This window comes from Marinomonas sp. TI.3.20 (assembly GCF_038155025.1).
GTDB lineage: Bacteria > Pseudomonadota > Gammaproteobacteria > Pseudomonadales > Marinomonadaceae > Marinomonas > Marinomonas flavescens.
In genome coordinates this window covers 62,055-81,368 of the sequence record NZ_JBAKAS010000009.1, presented here as the reverse complement: position 1 = coordinate 81,368, position 19,314 = coordinate 62,055, and the positions used below count along the sequence as shown (strand labels likewise).

The window sequence follows — 19,314 nt, the reverse complement described above, 5'->3', positions numbered from 1 at the left end:
GTATGTTGGATGATCAATCAAGACAATTGTTCCAAGCGTGGTTTCAAACTGAACTTGGTAAGAGTCTGAGTGAGTTAGAGTGTTCCGAAATTGCACTTGAGATAGACAATGCTGTAGGTTATTACCTAGTAATCCAATCACCGCTTAAAGACATTCAGTTAGATCAGCATCGTTTGCGAGAGAGTATTCTTATTGTGCCCGAGCTTGAATTGGGAGCACCTAAGAATATAGTGGTCGCTAAGGCGAACGAGTTGCCGCTTGAGTCGGATGGGGTGGATGTTCATGTGTTGCATCACACCTTAGACCTTTCTTCTATGCCTCACGATGTGATTAGAGAAGCGGCACGAACCCTATTGCCCAGTGGTAAATTGATCGTCATTGGTTTTAACCCGTTAAGCTTATGGGGAATTCGTCGGTTGTTTTCTAAGCGAGTTAAGGCGCCTTGGTGTGGCCGTTTTATTGGTCATAAGCGCTTAGAAGATTGGCTGAAAGTCGCAGGCTTAACGCTAGAAAAGAAACGTTTTGTGCAATATGAGCCACCAATACATTGTGCGAAATGGCGTCAACGATGCGGTTGGATTGGTCGCTTATTAAATTCAGGTAAGATGCCATTTGGTGGTATTTACATCATGACAGCCACAAAACAAACACGTCGCTATATACCGATAAAACCCAGTTGGAAAAGCGCTCGAGTACGAGTGCCTCCTTTTACTAAGCCAGCAGCTAAAGAGATAAAGTAGTGAAAGATGTAATTATGTATACAGACGGTGCTTGTAAGGGCAATCCAGGAATTGGTGGTTGGGGGGCTTGGTTGACCTTCGGGCAGCATGAAAAGCATTTATGTGGTGGCGAGCATGATACAACCAATAATCGCATGGAGTTGATGGGCGCTATTGAAGGTCTTAAAGCATTAAAAGAAAAATGCACAGTAACCTTGTACACCGATTCCTCATATGTCCAAAAAGGCATCACTGAGTGGTTGGCAGGTTGGAAGCGTAAAGGCTGGATGACGGCATCACGACAGCCGGTCAAAAATAAAGATTTATGGCAAGCTTTAGATGAGCAATGTCAATTCCATGATGTGACTTGGAAATGGGTGAAAGGTCATGCGGGGATCGAAGGGAATGAGATTGCAGATCAGTTGGCCAATCAAGGTATTGACGAGTTGAGGGCGGCGCAGTGAGACAAGTTATTCTGGATACCGAAACCACCGGTATTGACCCGAAACAAGGTCACCGCATCATCGAAATTGGTTGTATTGAAATGGTCGGGCGCAAGTTCACCAAGCGCCATTTTCATGTGTATATCAATCCAGATCGAGAAGTTGAAGAAGAGGCGTTTCGTGTTCACGGTATTAGTAACGAATACCTAGCAGATAAGCCTAGATTTAATGATGTTGCACAGGAATTTTTCGATTTTATCAAAGGTTCTGAACTGATCATCCACAATGCACCATTTGATATTGGGTTCATTGATCATGAGTTTGGGCGTATCGGTGGCTATCCTAAAGTGGCCGAAGTTTGCAAGGTTTTTGATAGCTTGGTTTATGCTCGTAAAAAGCATCCGGGTCAGAAGAATAACCTAAATGCGCTGTCTAAACGCTACGGGATAGATACATCACATCGTGAGTTGCATGGGGCTCTTTTAGACTCTGAGATTCTTGGCGATGTGTATCTGCTGATGACAGGTGGGCAAACAAGCTTGGGGTTGAATAGCGGCTCTGATCAGTCATCAGGCAACGATGAGTTCAGCGGTGAAATCAATCGTTTAAGCGCAGATCGTCCACGATTAAAGATACTTAGAGCCAGTGATGACGAATTAAAAATGCATGAAGAGCGTTTGGATTTAATTGATAAAAAATCAGGGCAATCACTGTGGCGGATTAAGCACTAGTTATTTGATTGTTGCTTACTAAGCGCCGCTTACTATCCGTGTGTCATTAGAAACAAAAATGCCCTCATGAAAATGAGGGCATTTTTTATGCACTAAATATACTTTTGTTATAAAAAGTTAAGTACGCAAATACCGCCAACGAGGCTTAATACGATAGTGTAAGGGAGCGCCATCCATACCATTTTCCCATAAGACAGGCGTAATAGTGGGGCAATAGCAGAGGTCAGCAAGAATAAAAAGGCGGCTTGGCCGTTCGGTGTCGCAACGCTAGGCAAGTTAGTGCCGGTATTAATGGCAACGGCTAGGGCGTTGAAATGCTCACGTGAAATGCTTCCAGCATCAAGAGCGGCTTTTACTTCGCTAATATAGACGGTTGCTACAAATACGTTATCGCTTATCGCCGATAGAATGCCATTAGCAATAAAGAACATAATGGGCTGCGAATGCTTAGGCATGTGCAAGACTAAGTCGATAAAAGGTTGAAATAAATGCTGTGTATGAATCACTGAAACAACGGTAAAGAAGACAACAAGCAAAGCGGTAAAAGGCAAGGCTTCTTCAAAAGCGTGGCCTATTCTGTGTTCTTCCGTTATGCCGTTGAATGCGGTTAGAAGAACAATCACCATTAAGCCAACTAAGCCTACTTCAGCAATGTGAAAGGCCAGTGAAAGCACTAGTATTATGGCAACAACACCTTGGATGATGAGCTGAGCCTTGTGCTTAGAGGTGCTTTTCTTGGAATCTTCTTCTTCGAAGTTCTTTAAGATGTTACGAACGTTTTCAGGCAATGTAGCGCCATAGCCAAACCAAGACATTTTTTCTAGAACGATGACGGTTAATAAGCCACAGATAAGAACGGGAATGGAAATAGGTGCGACTCGAACAAAGAACTCAATGAAATCCCAGCCAGCGACTTTGGCAATCAGTAGGTTTTGTGGTTCGCCGACTAGCGTCGCCACCCCGCCCAGAGCGGTACCAACCGCGCCATGCATTAATAAGCTGCGTAGAAAAGCTCGAAATTGGGCAAGATCTTTTTGATTGACCGGTAAAATATGATCATCGCTGCTGCTGTCGTATTTTCCGCTGGCCTGATCAGAAGCCACTTTGTGATAAACCGAATAAAAACCAACGCTGACACTAATCAAAACGGCGGTAACGGTAAGGGCATCCAGAAAGGCCGAAAGGATGGCAGCGGCTAAACTGAAAACAAGAGAAATTGCGACTTTTGAGCGTATCTTTATCAAGAGTTTATTGAAGATGAAAAGCAGCATATCTTTCATAAAGTAGATGCCGGCGACCATAAACATCAGCAATAAAATAACATCGATATTATGAACCACTTCTTTGTAAACACCTTCTGAACCCGTGAGCCCAAGTAATACCGCTTCAATGGCGATCAGTCCGCCTGGTTGGAGTGGGTAGCATTTTAAGGCCATTGCTAGGGTGAAGATGAACTCGACGATCAGAATCCAGCCGGTAATAAATGGACCGGCCGTTAAAAGTAGAATAGGGTTGATAATTAAAAATGCAATCACCGCTTGCTTGTACCAAAGAGGTGAACCTCCGAGGAAATTACTGCTAAGCGCTTGTGAAAGGGAGGTTTTCATTTATGACTCCTTTAAGTAAGGTATTTGCTCATTTCGTACACAATACAGACTAATGGTAAAGATAATAAGGGATAAGCTCTTGGGTATCCATACTCTTAATCGTCTAGCGGACATTGCTATTTATTTTATTTGCCCCAATATCATCAATAACTTATCACTATAGAGGAAGAGAATCTTGGAATTTTTGACAGATTATGCAGGCTTTGTACTAAAGCTTGTCAGTGTTGCCATTGTGATTGGCGTGCTTTTGGCCATGATTGCGAGCGGGAAAAATAAATCTCGTACCGGAAACCTCTCAGTGATTAAGCTGAACGAAGGTTACGACGAAATGAAAGCGCAACTTGACCATCAGCTGTTGGATAAAAAAGCGCTGAAAGAAAAAGCCAAAGCGAAAAAGAAACAACTTAAGTTAGAGAAAAAAGCCCAGAAACATGGAGATCAGCAAGACGTGGGTAAAAAACGTCTTTTTGTGCTGGATTTTGATGGCGACATGAAAGCTTCTGCTGTCTCTACTATACGAGAAGAAATTACGGCGGTATTAAGCGTGGCACGACCTGAAGATGAGGTGGTTGTTCGTTTAGAAAGTGGTGGTGGCGTTGTTCATGGTTACGGGTTGGCAGCCTCTCAACTTCAACGAGTAAAAGAGGCCAATATTCCTCTTACCGTCTGTGTTGATAAAGTCGCCGCCAGTGGTGGTTATATGATGGCGTGTGTAGCAGATAAAATCATAGCGGCTCCGTTTGCTATCCTTGGTTCTATTGGTGTTGTGGCACAAATTCCGAATTTACACCGCTTATTAGATAAAAGCTTAATTGATGTTGAGCTTCACACTGCTGGTCGGTACAAGCGTACATTAACTATGCTCGGTGAAAATACAGACGAAGGCCGAGAAAAGTTCAAGCAAGATCTAGAAGACACGCATGTGCTGTTCAAAGATTTTGTTTCTGGTCAGCGACCTAGCTTAGATATTGATGCCATTGCGACTGGCGATACTTGGTACGGGTCAGAAGCGGTTGAGAATAAATTGATTGATGTTGTAATGACCAGTGATTCGTATCTTGTTTCACATTATGCGTCATCCGAAGTGATCCAGGTGACTTTCAAGCAGCCTAAAGGGATGGCTGAGCGTTTTGGGTTGTCTTTGTTTTCTGCCTTCGAACAAAAAGCCGTTGCTTGGGTAAGCAAGGCGATTCAATCTCGCGGTTACTAATGTCAACTTAGTTGTTGGTGAAAAGTTGCTGGTGAAAAATTGTTAGTAAAAGAGTTGTTAGTTTAGGCATGAAAAAAGCCGAGTAAAGTGATCTTTACTCGGCTTTTTTAGTTATTTAGCGCTGATTAATTATTAGGTTTACTGGTTTTATTGCTGAGAGCTAGTAGCTTGCGGCTCTATATTATTGTTTGGTGTGAGTTCGTCTGCTTGGTCAGGGATAATTTGAGCATCGCCATAGGTAGGTGTGAGTTTTTCAAGCGCTACTTGTTGGATGGCGTCTTCTAGGTCGATGGGCTCAAAGTATATCAATGTACCTATGATAGGGTGATCAATGTAGTTAAGTTTTTTGCTGGCTGTTTTGTTTTTTTGCTCTATGTTCAGGACAAACGTTGGCTTAATAGCAGTTTGCTCATCTTGAACTTGCTCGTTCTGTTGCTGGCTTTCTAATGAGTTCGCTGTACTAGTGTCGTTCTGTAAGGAAGGAAGCGCTTTAAACAAATAATGTTTGTATTGAATATTAGACTCCAGATAACGACCATATTTGATGGCAATTTGACCTGTGAGTTCAGGATAACCGTTGATTAGCTTAGAGCTGTGAAATGTCTCATTTAAGGAGTCGCCTCGATGTTTAAAAATCAGAGTCCATTTTTTATTTACTAAAACTTGAGCATGTGGGGCAATTTTCGCTTTGAAACTATCAAAAGGAACAGATAGTTGGGCGATGTTTGCGGCGGATGACGTGCTGTCGCCCACGGCGGGTTCTGCGTACCTTGGTAAGGAGGTGCTGGACAGTATTTGCTGGTAATCTACTTGTTCGCTAGTGTCTTTATCTGGCCAAACAAAAGTGAGTAGGTACGCTTCATAGGCGCGTGCAGTACTTGGGTCATAGTTTTGATTGTCTGCTGCAAATAGCTGTGAGCTAAAAGCCATGACCGTTAATAATAGTAAGTGATGAGTTTTCAATGTAGTTGTTCCAATGTTTTGTAAGTTTGTTGAAAACGCTCTTCTGCGCTGCTCATATTGGCAATGTATTTTAGTGTGTCCGATCCTACTAGTTTATATTGATCTGGTTTGGTTTGTATTAAACGAATCAATTTCATAGGGTCAACGGGCGTTTTGCTGCTAAAGAATATTTTACCTTCTTTTTGGTTTGCTTCAATTTTTGTAATGCCAAGTTTTTCAGCTTTCAGCTTAATATCTGTTTGTCTGAATAGATTTTTTGTTGGCTCTGGCAATAGTCCAAAGCGGTCAATCATCTCAACTTGTAGATCTTTAAGGTCTTCCTCTGTGGTTGCGCTGGCAATGCGTTTGTACAGAATAAGTCTAGAGTGAACATCACCTAAGTAGCTTTCAGGGATAAGGGCTGGAATGCGTAGGTTGATATCGGTTAGGGCGGGTGAGGTTATATCGACATCCGGTGATTCACCATTTTTTAGCGATTGAACCGCGCGATCCAGCATTTCCATAAACAGAGAGAAGCCGATGTGTTCAATATGACCACTTTGCCCATCACCTAATAATTCCCCGGTGCCGCGAATTTCTAAATCGTGGGTGGCAAGTGTAAATCCGGCCCCTAATTTATCTGCTAGCGTGATGGCTTCTAATCGTTTTTCGGCATCTTTGGTGAGTTTTCTGTCTTGTGGTGTTAATAGGTAGGCGTAGGCTTGATGATGAGAGCGACCAACACGACCACGAAGCTGGTGTAGTTGAGCTAAGCCAAACTTATCTGCTCTTTCGATAATGATGGTATTGGCGTTTGGTATATCAATACCTGTTTCTATAATCGTTGAACAAACAAGAACATTAGCGCGCTTATGATAGAAATCTGACATCACTTGTTCGAGTTCACGCTCGCGCATCTGCCCATGACCGACAATAACTCGCGCTTCTGGAATAAGCTCTGCTAGCTCTTCGGCGGTTTTTTCGATGGTTTGCACTTCATTATGAAGGTAGTAAATCTGCCCTCCACGATGCAGCTCACGTAAAATTGCTTCTTTTATTTGGTAATCATCTTTCTGTTTAATGAAAGTTTTAACAGAAAGGCGTTTTGCTGGTGGCGTCGCAATGATGGATAAATCGCGAATGCCTGACAGGGACATATTGAGCGTGCGAGGAATAGGGGTGGCTGTGAGTGTGAGAATATCAATTTCTGCACGCAGGGATTTAAATTGATCTTTTTGTTTAACACCAAAGCGGTGTTCTTCATCAATAATTACCAAGCCTAAATCAGCGAATTTGATGTCGCCTTGAATCAGTTTGTGAGTGCCAATGACAATATCTGCAGTACCATTCTCTAAGCGGGAAATGGCTTCGTTGGACTGCTTCCCTGAGCGGAAACGAGACAGTAATTCGATTTCTACCGGCCAGTCAGCGAATCTATCACAGAAGTTTTCATAGTGCTGTTGAGCTAGCAAGGTGGTGGGTACTAACACTGCGACCTGTTTGCCGCCTTCGACCGCTAAAAATGCAGCGCGCATAGCAACTTCTGTTTTGCCGAACCCAACATCACCACAGACTAGGCGATCCATGGGTTTCTTATTCGACATGTCTTGAATAACAGCGTCAATAGCGAGCTGCTGATCTGGCGTTTCTTCAAAAGGAAAGCCTGCTGAGAACAGCTCATATTGGTCATCTGGCTTGTTAAAAGCATGGCCGACTCGGGCTTCTCGCTTTGCGTAAATTTCTAATAGCTCGGCAGCGGTGTCACGGGCTTTTTCCGCGGCTTTTTGCTTTGCAACACTCCATTTGTCTGTGCCCAATTTGTGTAGTGGCGCACTGTCTTCATCTGCACCTGTGTAGCGTGAGATTAATTGTAGTGACGAAACTGGTACATATAATTTTGCTTCGTTGGCATAGCCTAATGTGAGTAGTTCCGTTTCTTGTCCGTCTATTTGTAAGTTGGTGAGTCCTAAATAACGTCCCACGCCGTGATCTATGTGTACCACGGGGGCGTTAAGTCTCAGTTCTGTTAGGTTGCGAATAATGGCGTCTTCATTGACATCACCATTTTTCCTACGGCGTTTTTGTGATACTCGTTCACCAAGAATTTCACTCTCTGCAATAAGCGCAATATCATTTTTGATTTGAAAGCCGCGGCTGATATTCCCTTCAGTGATACAGAGCTGACTTTTAGACGCTAGGAAGTGATGCCAGTCTTCGCTGTATCCTGGTGCGATTTTATATTTTTTGAGTAATTCTAGTAGTGCTTCTCTTCGTCCGGCAGTCTCGGCAACAATGAGTACGCGTGCGGATGTGTTGTTAATAAAATGGTCTAGTTTTCCTAAGGGGGTTGGAGATTTAGACTCTATTTTAACGTCATTAAGAGGTTGATAATTTGGGTTGTCGCCCTGATTGGAAAAGATAACGTTTGGATAATTGTTAAAGTGGCTAAATAGTTCTTCTTCTCTTAGGCAAACTTCCTCAGGCTTGAGTATTGGGCGCTCAATGTCGTAATTAAGTGATTCGTGTCTGCTTTTATAGTCGAGTTGAATGCTTGCCACTTGCTCGTTCAGAGTGTCCATTCTAATGATCAAGGTTTGAGAATCTAAGTAATCAAAAAAGGTGCTGGTCTGATCAAAGAAGAGGGGTAAGTAGTATTCAATACCGGAAGGAATAATGCCACTGGAAATATCTTGGTAGATTGGACTAGATAGTGGGTCGGTATCGAATCGTTCTCGAAAAGCTTGACGGAATTTTTGGATGCCTTGTGCGCTGGTTGGAAATTCCTTGGCAGGCAGCATGTTAATTTCTTTGACTTTGTCAGTGCTGCGTTGTGTTTCGGTGTCAAAAAAACGAATCGTCTCGATTTCGTTGTCAAACCAATCGATGCGAATAGGGTTGCTAGCGCCCATTGGAAAAACATCCATTAGTGCGCCGCGTATTGAATATTCACCATGCTCATGGACATTGTCTACATTTAAGTAACCCGCTTCTGTCAGTTTTTTGCTGAGCTTTTCTAAGGGAAGATTTTGCCCTTCTTTGACATGAAATCGTTGTGCAATAAGGTGCTGTTTTGGGCACAAACGAATTAAGCATGAGGCGACTGTGGTTAATACAATAGGCGTGCTGCATTCGGACAGTTGCGCCAATGTCTCTAAGCGCTGGGAAATAATATCTTGATGTGGTGAGAAGGCATCGTATGGCAATGTTTCCCAATCACTAAAGCGTAAAACCGTTTGTTTGTTATCGCTGAGAAAAGACAATTCGTCTTCTAGTTCGTTAAGCTCAGAAATAGTATTGGTGATACAAACGATAGGTCGTTTAAATTGATTGGCGATCGACAGTAGTTGCAGTGCTTTTCTACTACCGTCTAATCCTTCTATGAGGTTTTTATATCCAGGTTTAAGGGTAAGGGATAGGGCATCTAGCATGATGTTTTTAAAAATCTCGTTGGGTAGATAGTGTAAGGGAAACGGAGTCGGCAAAGCGTAAAGCGTGAGGTTTACAGATGGTCACCTTGGCGCCTTTTACATTGTTAGGCTTGAGGCATAATGAGAGCACATCTGAAGTGAGTTTTTCTAGCAGCAAAAAACGATTGTTCTCAACGTGCGCTATTATTTCTTTGCAAATAGTACGGTAATTAACGGCTTTGCCTATGTCATCACTTTGGCTTGCTTCAGTGGCAGGATAGTCAATCCAGACGTTAATCACGACATCTTGTTTATTTTCTTTCTCTGAGTCATTAAAGCCGATGTAGGTTCTTAAACGAAGATTTTCTATGTGTATCTGCGCATTTAGCTGCTGCATTGTTACGTTTCCTAAGAAGAGCTGCTTTTAATAAATGAAGAATATTGTGTCGCTTTAAAGAAAGGATGGCAACTAAGAGGTGGCATATCTGTTTGCTGGTTAAGTAATTAAGCAACCAAATGGGTAAGTTTGCTTTGAATTAAAGCAATCCACCCGTATAAAAAAAGGATATTGTAAGAAAAAAACCACATCTAATGCCTGTTTTTTGTTCAGAAGATAGGCTGAATGTGTAAAAAACCACTCAAATGAGCAAAGGTTATAGGCTAAAGGCACAGTTGAATAGTAGTCAAGCCAGCTAATGACCACTATAATACATCGGTTTTTTGGTGAAGTAGATTTACGTTCAATAATGTCTTAATTAGTCGTTATTGGCTCATAAATGTTTTCCCGGAGGGGGTTATGAGCAAACGTACAACGCTTTTGTGTTCAATTAATTGTTGGGCAGAACATATGTATAAAATTACAAAAGGCCTTGATCTCCCGATCAGTGGAGCTCCCAATCAAGTGATTGAAGATGCTGTAGCAGTTAAATCTGTTGCGGTCATCGGTCCGGATTACCATGGTATGAAACCTACCATGCTGGTTGCGGAAGGGGATAAGGTCAAAAAAGGGCAGGTCATCTTTACAGATAAGAAGACCGAAGGTGTGAAATACACAGCACCAGCTGCAGGCGTCGTTTCTGCGATCAATCGCGGTGAGCGACGAGTACTACAGTCTGTTGTTATTGATCTTCAGGGTGATGACGAAGAAGTTTTTGCGTCTTACTCTGGGTCAGAACTAAAAGATCTTGATCGTAATAAGGTCGTTGAAAATCTAGTCGAGTCTGGGTTGTGGACATCACTACGTACTCGACCATATTCAAAGGTTCCTGACGTTGCATCAGCGCCTCATTCGATTTTTGTGACAGCAATGGATACGAATCCTCTTGCTGCCTCTGCAGAAGTTGTTTTAGCGGATCAAGCGGAAGCGTTTGCTGATGGTCTTACCGTTCTTAGTCGTTTAACAGATGGCAAAGTGTTCTTATGTAAGGCTCCAGGCGCGAAGATCCCAACGACTTCTGATGTTGTTGTTGAAGAGTTTGGCGGTGTACATCCTGCTGGTTTAGCGGGCACGCATATCCACTTTCTAGATTCAGTAAGTGACAAAAAAACAGTTTGGTCTATTAATTACCAAGACGTTGTTGCCGTAGGCAAACTTTTTGTTACTGGTAAATTAAGTGTTGAACGTGTTGTGTCTATTGCTGGACCACAGGTTAAAAAACCTCGTCTAGTTCGCACTCAAGTTGGCGCTAGTCTCGCTAGTTTGTTGGCTAATGAATTGGCAGATGGCGATAATCGAGTTATTTCGGGTTCTGTATTATCTGGACGCAATGCGTTTGGGCCTTTTGCCTTCCTTGGTCGTTACCATAATCAAGTGACGGTTATTCTTGAAGGTCGTGAACGCGAAATGATGCATTATCTGCGTGCTGGTTCAGAGAAGCATTCTGTATTGAATGTTTTCCTATCTAAACTAACAGGTAAGACATCCTTTGCTATGACGTCTACTACTAATGGTAGTGATCGTACTATGCTGCCGCTAGGTAATTTCGAGCGATTAATGCCAATGGATATTTTGCCAACGCAATTACTACGTGCATTGGTTGTGAATGATACTGAGCAAGCGCAGAAATTAGGCGTGCTAGAGTTGGATGAAGAGGATTTATCTCTTTGTACTTATAGTTGTTCTGGTAAATTCGAATATGGCCCGATCCTTCGGGATTGCCTAACTCTAATAGAGAAAGAGGGTTAATTCATGGGGCTTAGAAAAGTACTCGACAAAATGGAACCATCGTTCCATACCGGCGGAAAATATGAAAAATGGTATGCGCTTTACGAAGCGGTTGATACGATTTTTTACCGTCCAAGTTCTGTAACAAAAAATGGTTCGCATGTTCGTGATGCTGTTGATATGAAACGCATCATGATATTGGTTTGGTTATGCACCTTCCCTGCAATGTTTTTTGGTATGTACAACATTGGCTTGCAAGCTAACACTGCATTGCAAGTAATGAATGTAGATGCTGGAGACACTTGGCGACAAGCAATTGTCGGCATGTTAGCAGGCCACAATCCAGCAAGTATCTGGGACAACATGATTTATGGCGCGATGTACTTCCTGCCTGTTTATCTTGTTACCTTTGTGGTTGGTGGTTTTTGGGAGGTGTTGTTTGCTTCCGTGCGTAAGCATGAAATAAACGAAGGCTTCTTTGTTACTTCCATCCTTTTTGCCTTAACGTTACCGCCTACCGTTCCTTTGTGGCAGGTTGCTCTTGGTATTAGCTTCGGTGTTGTACTTGGTAAAGAAGTGTTTGGTGGTACTGGTAAAAACTTCCTAAACCCTGCTTTGGCAGGTCGTGCCTTCTTGTTCTTTGCTTACCCAGCGTCTATGTCTGGTGATTCTGTTTGGACTGCAGTTGATGGATTTTCTGGTGCAACAGCGCTAAGTCAAATTGCAGCGGATGGTTTTTCTAGCTTAACGACGACTTGGTCTGATGCCTTCTTCGGCTTTATGCAAGGTTCGATGGGTGAAACGTCAACGCTAGCCATCTTTATAGGTGGTGCGGTATTGATGGTGATGAGAATTGCTGCATGGCGAATTGTTGCTGGTGTGATGATTGGCATGATCGGAACCGCTTTATTGTTTAACTATATCGGATCTGATACTAATCCAATGTTTGCAACACCGTGGTACTGGCATATGGTACTAGGTGGGTTTGCCTTTGGTATGCTGTTCATGGCGACAGATCCGGTATCTGCTTCTATGACAGAGCGCGGCAAATGGTTCTATGGTGCACTAATTGGGGTCATGGTTGTGCTTGTTCGTGTTGCTAACCCAGCGTATCCAGAAGGTATGATGTTGGCGATCTTGTTTGCGAATTTGTTTGCACCATTTATTGATCACTTTATTGTTCAAGCAAACATCAAGCGGAGGATTGCACGCAATGGCTAGCGGTAACGAAAGTATCAAAAAAACTGTATTAGTTGCGTTGGCTCTATGTTTGGTTTGTTCTATCTTTGTCGCGGCAGCGGCGGTGGGCCTTAAGCCGATTCAAAAAGCCAATAAAGACTTAGACCGTAAGCAAAATATTCTGGCCGCGGCTGGGATGTTAGAGCCAGGAAAATCTGTTAATGAAATTTTCAAAAACGTGGAAACACGTATTGTTGATTTGAAAACAGGTAGTTTTGCGACGCCAGCAGAAATCAAAGCGGCAGGAATTAATCCAGCCACTTATGATCAAAAAGCAGCGTCAAAAAATCCTGAGCTGTCTATTGCGTTACCAGCAGACAAAGACCCAGCGAGTATTAAGCGTCGTGCTAAATACGCCGCGGTTTATATTGTTAAGTCTGGTGATAATATTGATCGTATCGTACTACCTGTTCATGGTTACGGCCTATGGTCAACTATGTATGGTTTTATTGCGCTTAAAAATGACTTCACGACGGTTGTTGGTTTTGGTTTCTATGACCAAGGTGAAACACCTGGACTTGGTGGCGAAGTAGATAATCCAAACTGGAAAGCGCTATGGAAGGGTAAAAAAGTTTACAACGACAAAGGCCAAGCGGTTATCCATTTGGTAAAAGGCGGTGTGAGCAAATCTGATCCTGATGCTGATCATAAAGTTGATGGTTTATCAGGAGCGACGCTAACAAGCCGAGGCGTAACTCATCTTGTTCAATACTGGTTGGGCGATGATGGTTTTGGACCTTTCTTAGCGAAACTTCGTAGTGAGGGAGATAAATAATGTCTGAAGTGAAAAAGGTCTTATTTGGGCCAATTCTCGCTAATAACCCGATTGCATTACAAATCCTTGGTATTTGTTCTGCACTAGCGGTTACTAGTAGCATGAGTGTTAGTTTGGTTATGGCCATCGCACTGACGTTAGTTACTGCATTTTCTAACTTCTTTATTGCGATTATTCGTAACTACATTCCAAACAGTATTCGTATCATTGTACAGATGATCATTATTGCTTCTTTGGTTATTGTTGTAGATCAAGTGCTAAGAGCGTTTGCTTTTGAAATCAGCAAACAGCTTTCCGTTTTCGTTGGTTTGATTATTACAAACTGTATCGTAATGGGCCGTGCCGAAGCTTATGCCATGAAAAATGGCCCTGTAATGAGCTTCTTGGATGGTATTGGTAACGGTCTTGGTTACAGCGCAATGTTGATGGTTGTTGCTTTCTTCCGTGAACTATTGGGTGCTGGTAAGCTTTTTGGACATGTCATTTTCCAAACAGTACAAAATGGTGGCTGGTATCAACCTAATGGTTTGATGTTGCTTCCACCAAGTGCCTTTTTTGTTATTGGTCTTATTATTTGGGCGCTACGCTCTTATAAAAAAGAGCAAGTGGAAGAGCCTGATTTCAAAATTGCTGCCAATTCACGTGTACAGGAGGCGCTATAAATGGAACATTTAATTAGTCTGTTTGTTAAGGCTGTTTTCGTTGAAAACATGGCGTTAGCCTTCTTCTTGGGTATGTGTACTTTGTTGGCTTTGTCCAAAAAAGTAGAAACAGCTATTGGTTTGGGTGTGGCGGTTATCGTGGTTCTTGCTATTACGGTTCCACTTAACAACTTGTTGTACCAAAATTTATTAAAAGATGGTGCTCTACAATGGGCCGGTCTGCCAAATGTTGACTTAAGTTTCTTAGGTCTGTTGAGCTATATCGGTGTTATTGCCGCTGTGGTTCAAATTTTGGAAATGGCATTGGATAAGTATGTTCCTGCGTTATACAACGCGTTAGGGGTGTTCTTGCCGTTGATTACAGTAAATTGTGCCATCATGGGTGCTTCTTTGTTCATGGTTGAGCGTGATTACAACTTTAGTGAAAGTGTTGTCTATGGCGTTGGTGCTGGTATTGGTTGGGCGTTGGCTATTGCTGCTCTGGCTGGTATCCGTGAGAAACTTAAATACTCGGATGTCCCTGCGGGTCTTCGTGGTTTAGGTATTACCTTCATTACTGTTGGCTTGATGAGCTTAGGCTTTATGTCATTTTCGGGTGTGCAGCTTTAATTTGCATAATATAGACAACCAAGAATAAGGTTTAATTAACATGGTCAACTTAGAAATTATTCTAGGTGTGGTGATGTTCACAGCTATCGTATTGGGTCTTGTGGCAATTATTCTTGCTGCTCGTGCTCAATTGGTGAGCTCTGGTGACGTAACAATCCGCATCAATGGTGAAAGGGAAGTAACAACGGCTGCTGGCGGTAAGTTACTTCAGACTTTGGCTGGCAATGGTATATTTCTATCGTCCGCTTGTGGCGGCGGTGGTACTTGTGCGCAGTGTAAATGTAAAGTGACAAGTGGTGGTGGTTCTATGCTATCTACTGAACAAGCTCACTTTACACGCCGTGAAGAGAAAGAGGGTTTTCGTCTTTCTTGTCAGGTTGCTGTTAAGCAGGATATGGATGTTGAAGTACCCGAAGAAGTCTTCGGCGTTAAAGCGTGGGATTGTACTGTTGAGTCAAACCCAAATGTTGCGACCTTCATTAAAGAGTTAACGTTAAAATTGCCAGAAGGCGAAAACGTTGATTTTCGTGCTGGCGGTTATGTTCAGCTTGAAGCGCCAGCTCACACGGTGAATTACAAAGATTTCGACATCGATGAAGAATATCGTGGCGATTGGGATAAATTCAATCTTTGGAAGTTTGTTTCTAAAGTAGATGAGACGGTTATCCGAGCTTATTCTATGGCAAACTACCCTGAAGAAAGAGGTGTGGTTAAGTTTAATATTCGTATTGCTTCGCCGCCTCCTGGTAAAGATGATTTACCACCAGGCCAAATGTCCTCTTACGTTTTTAGTCTGAAACCAGGCGATAAAATCAAAGTATATGGACCATTTGGTGAATTCTTTGCGAAAGACACAGACGCTGAAATGGTATTTGTTGGTGGTGGTGCTGGTATGGCACCTATGCGATCACATATCTTTGATCAGCTTAAACGTCTGCATTCTACTCGTAAGATTACTTTCTGGTACGGTGCTCGTAGTGTGCGTGAAGCATTCTATGTTGAAGAGTACGATAAGCTTCAAGAAGAGAATGAAAACTTTGAATGGCACTTAGCTTTGTCTGATCCGCAACCAGAAGATAACTGGGATGGTAAGACTGGTTTCATTCATAATGTTCTTTATGAAAGCTATCTTAAAGATCACCCGGCGCCAGAAGATTGTGAGTTCTACATGTGTGGGCCTCCAATGATGAACGCGTCTGTTATTAAAATGCTAGAAGACTTAGGTGTTGAGAAAGATAATATCTTGCTTGATGACTTTGGTGGTTAGCGTTTGATATTTAGGGCCCACCTACTTAGGTGGGTCTTATTTTGTTTGTGTATTGCTTAATTGACGTATTGAAGCAGGTCAAAAAAACGTATTTGCCTTTGTTATCTTCGTGATTTTTTACCAGTGCATAAACAAAATAAAGATAATGTCTCTGTTTTAGCTAGTCTCATTCATTTTTTCTTTTTTGCTTCTGAATTGATGTTTTGCTGACTCACTCCCTGCATGATTACTTGCTAAGATTGAAAGATATTCTAGAAATGCTTTTTAGAGCATTTTAAAACGATTTTAAGTTTACGATAGTGGCTAAGCTGCTCTCGTGTTTGGAGGTAAGATTATGTTGACTATTGTTTTGGCATTTGCACTTATGCTTTTGCTGGTCGCTGCAATGGCGATTGGTGTCATTATGGGAAGAAAGCCGATTGCTGGTTCTTGTGGTGGTATGAGTGCCCTAGGTATGGAAGTTGCTTGTGATATCTGCGGTGGCGATAAAGGCAAGTGTGAGAAAGAAACAGAGCAAGCCGCTTCCAAAAGCGTATCAAGCGAAACGTTTTACGACGCGTCTAAGTAAATGAATTTTTAAAGGGGATACTATGACGGCAAGACATTATGATGTGGTGGTGCTAGGTACCGGCCCTGCTGGTGAAGGTGCTGCTATGAATGCGGCTAAAGCAGGAAAAAGAGTAGCCGTTGTTGAGGCTAGTCCGCAAGTCGGAGGGAGTTGTACGCACCTAGGGACAATCCCATCAAAGGCCTTGCGTCATGCTGTAAAAGAAATCATCGCTTTCAATACAAACCCAATGTTTCGTGACATTGGAGAGCCTCGCTGGTTTTCTTTTCCAAAAGTGCTTGATAGGGCGAATAAAGTCATTGACCAGCAAGTGATGGGTCGAACTGAATATTATGTGCGTAACCGGGTGGATATTTACTTCGGGCGTGGCAAATTCAAAGACGCAAACACGATTGAAGTGAATACTTACGAGAATGGTCCTGAGTTATTAACTGCAGATAAGGTGGTGATTGCGACAGGTTCGCGTCCTTATCGTCCTGCAAATATTGATTTTACCCATCCACGTATTTATTGCTCAGATACCATTTTAAGCTTAAGTCATACGCCTCGCTCATTGATTATTTATGGCGCGGGTGTCATTGGGTGTGAGTATGCATCTATCTTCTGTGGCCTTGGTGTCCGGGTTGAGCTAATTAACCCTGGTAAGAAGCTATTAAGTTTCCTAGATGATGAGATTACTGACGCGCTCAGTTATCACCTAAGAGATAATGGCGTGCTAATTCGTCACAATGAAACGTTTGAGTCGGTAGAGACGACAGATCGTGGTGTAGTGATGAACTTGGCTTCAGGTAAAAAATTACGTGCCGATGCGTTATTGTTCTGTAATGGACGCTCCGGTAATACGGATTCGTTGGGGCTGGACAGTATTGGCTTAGCAGCAAACGGCCGTGGTCAATTGGCGGTTAATGATACTTACCAAACGCAAGTAGAGAATGTCTATGCAGCGGGTGATGTTATTGGTTGGCCAAGTTTGGCGAGTGCAGCCTACGATCAAGGTCGTGCGGTAGCCGCTAATATGTTTGGTATTCAAGGTGGTCACTTTATCAGTGAAGTGCCAACAGGTATTTATACCATTCCAGAAATCAGTTCTATCGGTAAAACGGAAGCGGAATTGACGGCGGAAAAAGTTCCTTATGAAGTGGGTCGTGCTTTCTTTAAAAACACTGCACGAGCACAGATTACCGGTGAGGCGGTGGGTATGTTGAAAATACTCTTCCATCGTGAAAGTTTGGAAATCTTAGGGATTCACTGTTTTGGTGACCAAGCGTCCGAGATTGTTCATATTGGGCAGGCGATTATGAAGCAGCCAGGTGAGCAGAACTCATTGAAGTACTTCTTGAACACAACGTTTAACTATCCAACGATGGCAGAAGCGTATCGTGTTGCGGCTCTAAACGGCTTTAACCGCGTGTTCTAGTGTTTGTTCAGAGCTAAAAAAAGGCATTCGTTTTAACTAGCGAATGCCTTTTTTATTGGCGTGAAGTGCTTTCAAAGTGTTTCTAGATTTGAGGCTAGCTGCCTTTTATAGCGTGAATGGCTTTTAAGTTTCTGAAAGCCCCTTTGTAATCCATGCCGAAACCAAATAAGAAGCGATCTTCAACATCTAGCCCAATGTAATCTGGTGTTATGTTTACTTTTCGATCGTGAAGCTTGTTAACCACGGTAGCAGTAAATACATTTTTAGCGCCTTGAGTTTCGAACCACTCAATAATCGCTTGTAATGTGTGCCCTTGATCAAATATGTCATCAACAATCAAAATATCTCTATTGGTGATGTCTGTTTGTGGGTAGCTCATCCATTTAAGGTTAGTGCCTTCCGTTTCCATTCCATATCTTGATGCGTGGACGTAATCCAGTTCGAGTGGGAAGGGGAGTCGTTCTATTAATGCGGCAGTTGGGATAAGTCCACCGTTCATAACGCAAATCACGAGTGGTAGTTTATCTTTCAGGTCCATGGTTATTTGTTTTGCCATTTTATCTAAAGCCGCATCTATCTGATTGGCGTCAATAAGGCAGTCGGACTCTTCTAATATTGTATTTAGATCGTTAACTTTGTTGATCATAACTGGCTCTGCTTGAAAATATTCGCGTAATTTTAACCTAATCTTGACCAGATGCTAAGTTTTTAATTTTATGGATGCTTGCGCATAAACAAGTCGTTGCAAGAATGATTACCCATAATGACTGAAGCCAGATTAAAAAAATAGGTAGAGCGGCAAAGGCGCCGTAGACCACCTGATATGAGCTGAAAAAGTGAGCGAAGCGACTAAATATAGTATTTAGAATCAGCAAGGCTAATGCTCCTAAAAACGAGGCAATGGAGGCCAGCTTAAGAGATACTTCGGTATTGGGGGTGAGAAAGTTAAGCGTCAGTAGTATTAGAAAATACATAAAAATACGCCCCAAGCTCAGTAAATAACTAATCCAGGTGTTAGGTTCAACGTCTCTAATTTGAAACGATAACATGGTACCTGAGAGGCTTAATGATGCAGCTAGTAAAATGGGGCCTAAAGTAAGAATCGCCCAATAAGTAAGTAGTCGCTCACGTAATCTTCTCTTATTTTTTATCTTCCAAATAGATTGAACGCTGTTTTCAAAGGAGTTTAGTAGTAATAAAGCCGTAATCACCAAGGCGACAAGACCAGCAGCGGGAAGGTTTTTTGCCTGTTTTGAGAATTGTAATAGATAAGGAAAAATAGCGTCACTCGTTCCGGACGTTAGATGTGCTTCGATGAAGTCAAAAAACTGTGTTTGCATGTGTTGCAGTGCTGGAGTAAAGCCTAATATTCCGATAATAATGGTAATAATTGGAACAGCAGCAAGCAGGCTGGACAGCGTTAGTTGTGCGGCTTTTTGTGGTAAATGGCTTCGTTTGAAGTGTTCTAGCGTTTCGAGCCAGTAAAGTTTTACGTTTTGAAGTGATAAATTGAAGCGGTCTTGCATTGGTTCGCTCTGTTAATTTACAAAGGTC

Annotated in this window: 18 protein-coding genes; 12 read left to right on the top strand and 6 right to left on the bottom strand. The window is 42.5% G+C overall.

The genetic code is table 11. The annotated features are described in order from the left end of the window. Nucleotides 1–2 precede the first annotated feature (2 nt). Genes V6259_RS10810 through dnaQ form a run of 3 tightly spaced genes read left to right on the top strand, consistent with a single transcriptional unit; the run spans nucleotide 3 to nucleotide 1,893 of the window. Entirely contained in the window at nucleotides 3–740 is a 738-nt protein-coding gene (locus V6259_RS10810; RefSeq protein ID WP_341584519.1) for a class I SAM-dependent methyltransferase, read from the top strand. Further along, nucleotides 740–1,183, top strand: a complete 444-nt coding sequence (gene rnhA, locus V6259_RS10805; protein WP_207923178.1) for a ribonuclease HI — start codon at nucleotides 740–742, stop codon at nucleotides 1,181–1,183. Before V6259_RS10810 ends, rnhA begins: the two co-directional genes overlap by 1 nt. After that, nucleotides 1,180–1,893, top strand: a complete 714-nt coding sequence (dnaQ, locus tag V6259_RS10800; protein WP_133010520.1) for a DNA polymerase III subunit epsilon — start codon at nucleotides 1,180–1,182, stop codon at nucleotides 1,891–1,893. The genes rnhA and dnaQ overlap by 4 nt, the downstream gene beginning before the upstream one ends. A 107-nt stretch (nucleotides 1,894–2,000) precedes the next feature. Here dnaQ and nhaB read toward each other — a convergent pair whose 3' ends face one another. Beyond that, on the bottom strand, nucleotides 2,001–3,500 hold the full coding sequence (gene nhaB, locus V6259_RS10795; RefSeq protein WP_133010521.1) for a sodium/proton antiporter NhaB: 1,500 nt from the start codon (nucleotides 3,498–3,500) through the stop codon (nucleotides 2,001–2,003). 175 nt (nucleotides 3,501–3,675) lie between these two features. Here nhaB and sohB point away from each other — a divergent pair, with 175 nt between their 5' ends. After that, on the top strand, nucleotides 3,676–4,710 hold the full coding sequence (sohB, locus tag V6259_RS10790; protein WP_133010522.1) for a protease SohB: 1,035 nt from the start codon (nucleotides 3,676–3,678) through the stop codon (nucleotides 4,708–4,710). A 147-nt stretch (nucleotides 4,711–4,857) separates the two neighbouring features. Here sohB and V6259_RS10785 read toward each other — a convergent pair whose 3' ends face one another. The 3 genes from V6259_RS10785 to folX are packed head-to-tail and all read right to left on the bottom strand — an operon-like array spanning nucleotide 4,858 to nucleotide 9,456. Further along, complete coding sequence (locus V6259_RS10785; protein ID WP_341584518.1) at nucleotides 4,858–5,673, bottom strand: CsiV family protein; 816 nt, start codon at nucleotides 5,671–5,673, stop codon at nucleotides 4,858–4,860. Then, complete coding sequence (gene mfd, locus V6259_RS10780; RefSeq protein WP_341584517.1) at nucleotides 5,670–9,080, bottom strand: transcription-repair coupling factor; 3,411 nt, start codon at nucleotides 9,078–9,080, stop codon at nucleotides 5,670–5,672. Before mfd ends, V6259_RS10785 begins: the two co-directional genes overlap by 4 nt. Before the next feature lie 7 nt (nucleotides 9,081–9,087). Further along, nucleotides 9,088–9,456, bottom strand: a complete 369-nt coding sequence (folX, locus tag V6259_RS10775) for a dihydroneopterin triphosphate 2'-epimerase (RefSeq protein WP_341584516.1) — start codon at nucleotides 9,454–9,456, stop codon at nucleotides 9,088–9,090. A gap of 450 nt (nucleotides 9,457–9,906) precedes the next feature. On the opposite strand from folX, the gene V6259_RS10770 reads away from it, so the two are divergent. From V6259_RS10770 to sthA, 8 genes are all read left to right on the top strand, one after another. Beyond that, a complete protein-coding gene (locus V6259_RS10770; RefSeq protein ID WP_341584570.1) occupies nucleotides 9,907–11,244 on the top strand; it encodes a Na(+)-translocating NADH-quinone reductase subunit A in 1,338 nt (445 codons plus the stop codon). Between the two features lie 3 nt (nucleotides 11,245–11,247). After that, nucleotides 11,248–12,444, top strand: coding sequence for an NADH:ubiquinone reductase (Na(+)-transporting) subunit B (locus V6259_RS10765; RefSeq protein WP_133010527.1), 1,197 nt, complete (start codon nucleotides 11,248–11,250; stop codon nucleotides 12,442–12,444). Further along, a complete protein-coding gene (locus V6259_RS10760; RefSeq protein ID WP_133010528.1) occupies nucleotides 12,437–13,237 on the top strand; it encodes a Na(+)-translocating NADH-quinone reductase subunit C in 801 nt (266 codons plus the stop codon). The genes V6259_RS10765 and V6259_RS10760 overlap by 8 nt, the downstream gene beginning before the upstream one ends. After that, on the top strand, nucleotides 13,237–13,899 hold the full coding sequence (locus tag V6259_RS10755) for an NADH:ubiquinone reductase (Na(+)-transporting) subunit D (RefSeq protein ID WP_133010529.1): 663 nt from the start codon (nucleotides 13,237–13,239) through the stop codon (nucleotides 13,897–13,899). Before V6259_RS10760 ends, V6259_RS10755 begins: the two co-directional genes overlap by 1 nt. Further along, entirely contained in the window at nucleotides 13,900–14,508 is a 609-nt protein-coding gene (gene nqrE, locus V6259_RS10750; protein ID WP_133010530.1) for an NADH:ubiquinone reductase (Na(+)-transporting) subunit E, read from the top strand. Nucleotides 14,509–14,548: 40 nt separating this feature from the next. Then, a complete protein-coding gene (nqrF, locus tag V6259_RS10745) occupies nucleotides 14,549–15,775 on the top strand; it encodes an NADH:ubiquinone reductase (Na(+)-transporting) subunit F (protein ID WP_133010531.1) in 1,227 nt (408 codons plus the stop codon). 334 nt (nucleotides 15,776–16,109) lie between these two features. Beyond that, nucleotides 16,110–16,343 carry a (Na+)-NQR maturation NqrM gene (gene nqrM / locus V6259_RS10740; protein WP_133010532.1) on the top strand — a complete coding sequence of 78 codons (234 nt, stop codon included), beginning with the start codon at nucleotides 16,110–16,112 and terminating at the stop codon, nucleotides 16,341–16,343. Nucleotides 16,344–16,365: 22 nt separating this feature from the next. Then, on the top strand, nucleotides 16,366–17,760 hold the full coding sequence (gene sthA, locus V6259_RS10735) for a Si-specific NAD(P)(+) transhydrogenase (RefSeq protein ID WP_133010533.1): 1,395 nt from the start codon (nucleotides 16,366–16,368) through the stop codon (nucleotides 17,758–17,760). A gap of 94 nt (nucleotides 17,761–17,854) precedes the next feature. Here sthA and V6259_RS10730 read toward each other — a convergent pair whose 3' ends face one another. Together V6259_RS10730 and V6259_RS10725 are read right to left on the bottom strand one after the other, a co-directional pair. Further along, nucleotides 17,855–18,406: a hypoxanthine-guanine phosphoribosyltransferase gene (locus V6259_RS10730; protein WP_341584515.1), complete on the bottom strand. Its 552-nt coding sequence runs from the start codon at nucleotides 18,404–18,406 to the stop codon at nucleotides 17,855–17,857. A 37-nt stretch (nucleotides 18,407–18,443) separates the two neighbouring features. Continuing rightward, entirely contained in the window at nucleotides 18,444–19,286 is an 843-nt protein-coding gene (locus V6259_RS10725) for a YihY family inner membrane protein (protein WP_341584514.1), read from the bottom strand. Nucleotides 19,287–19,314: the final 28 nt, after the last annotated feature.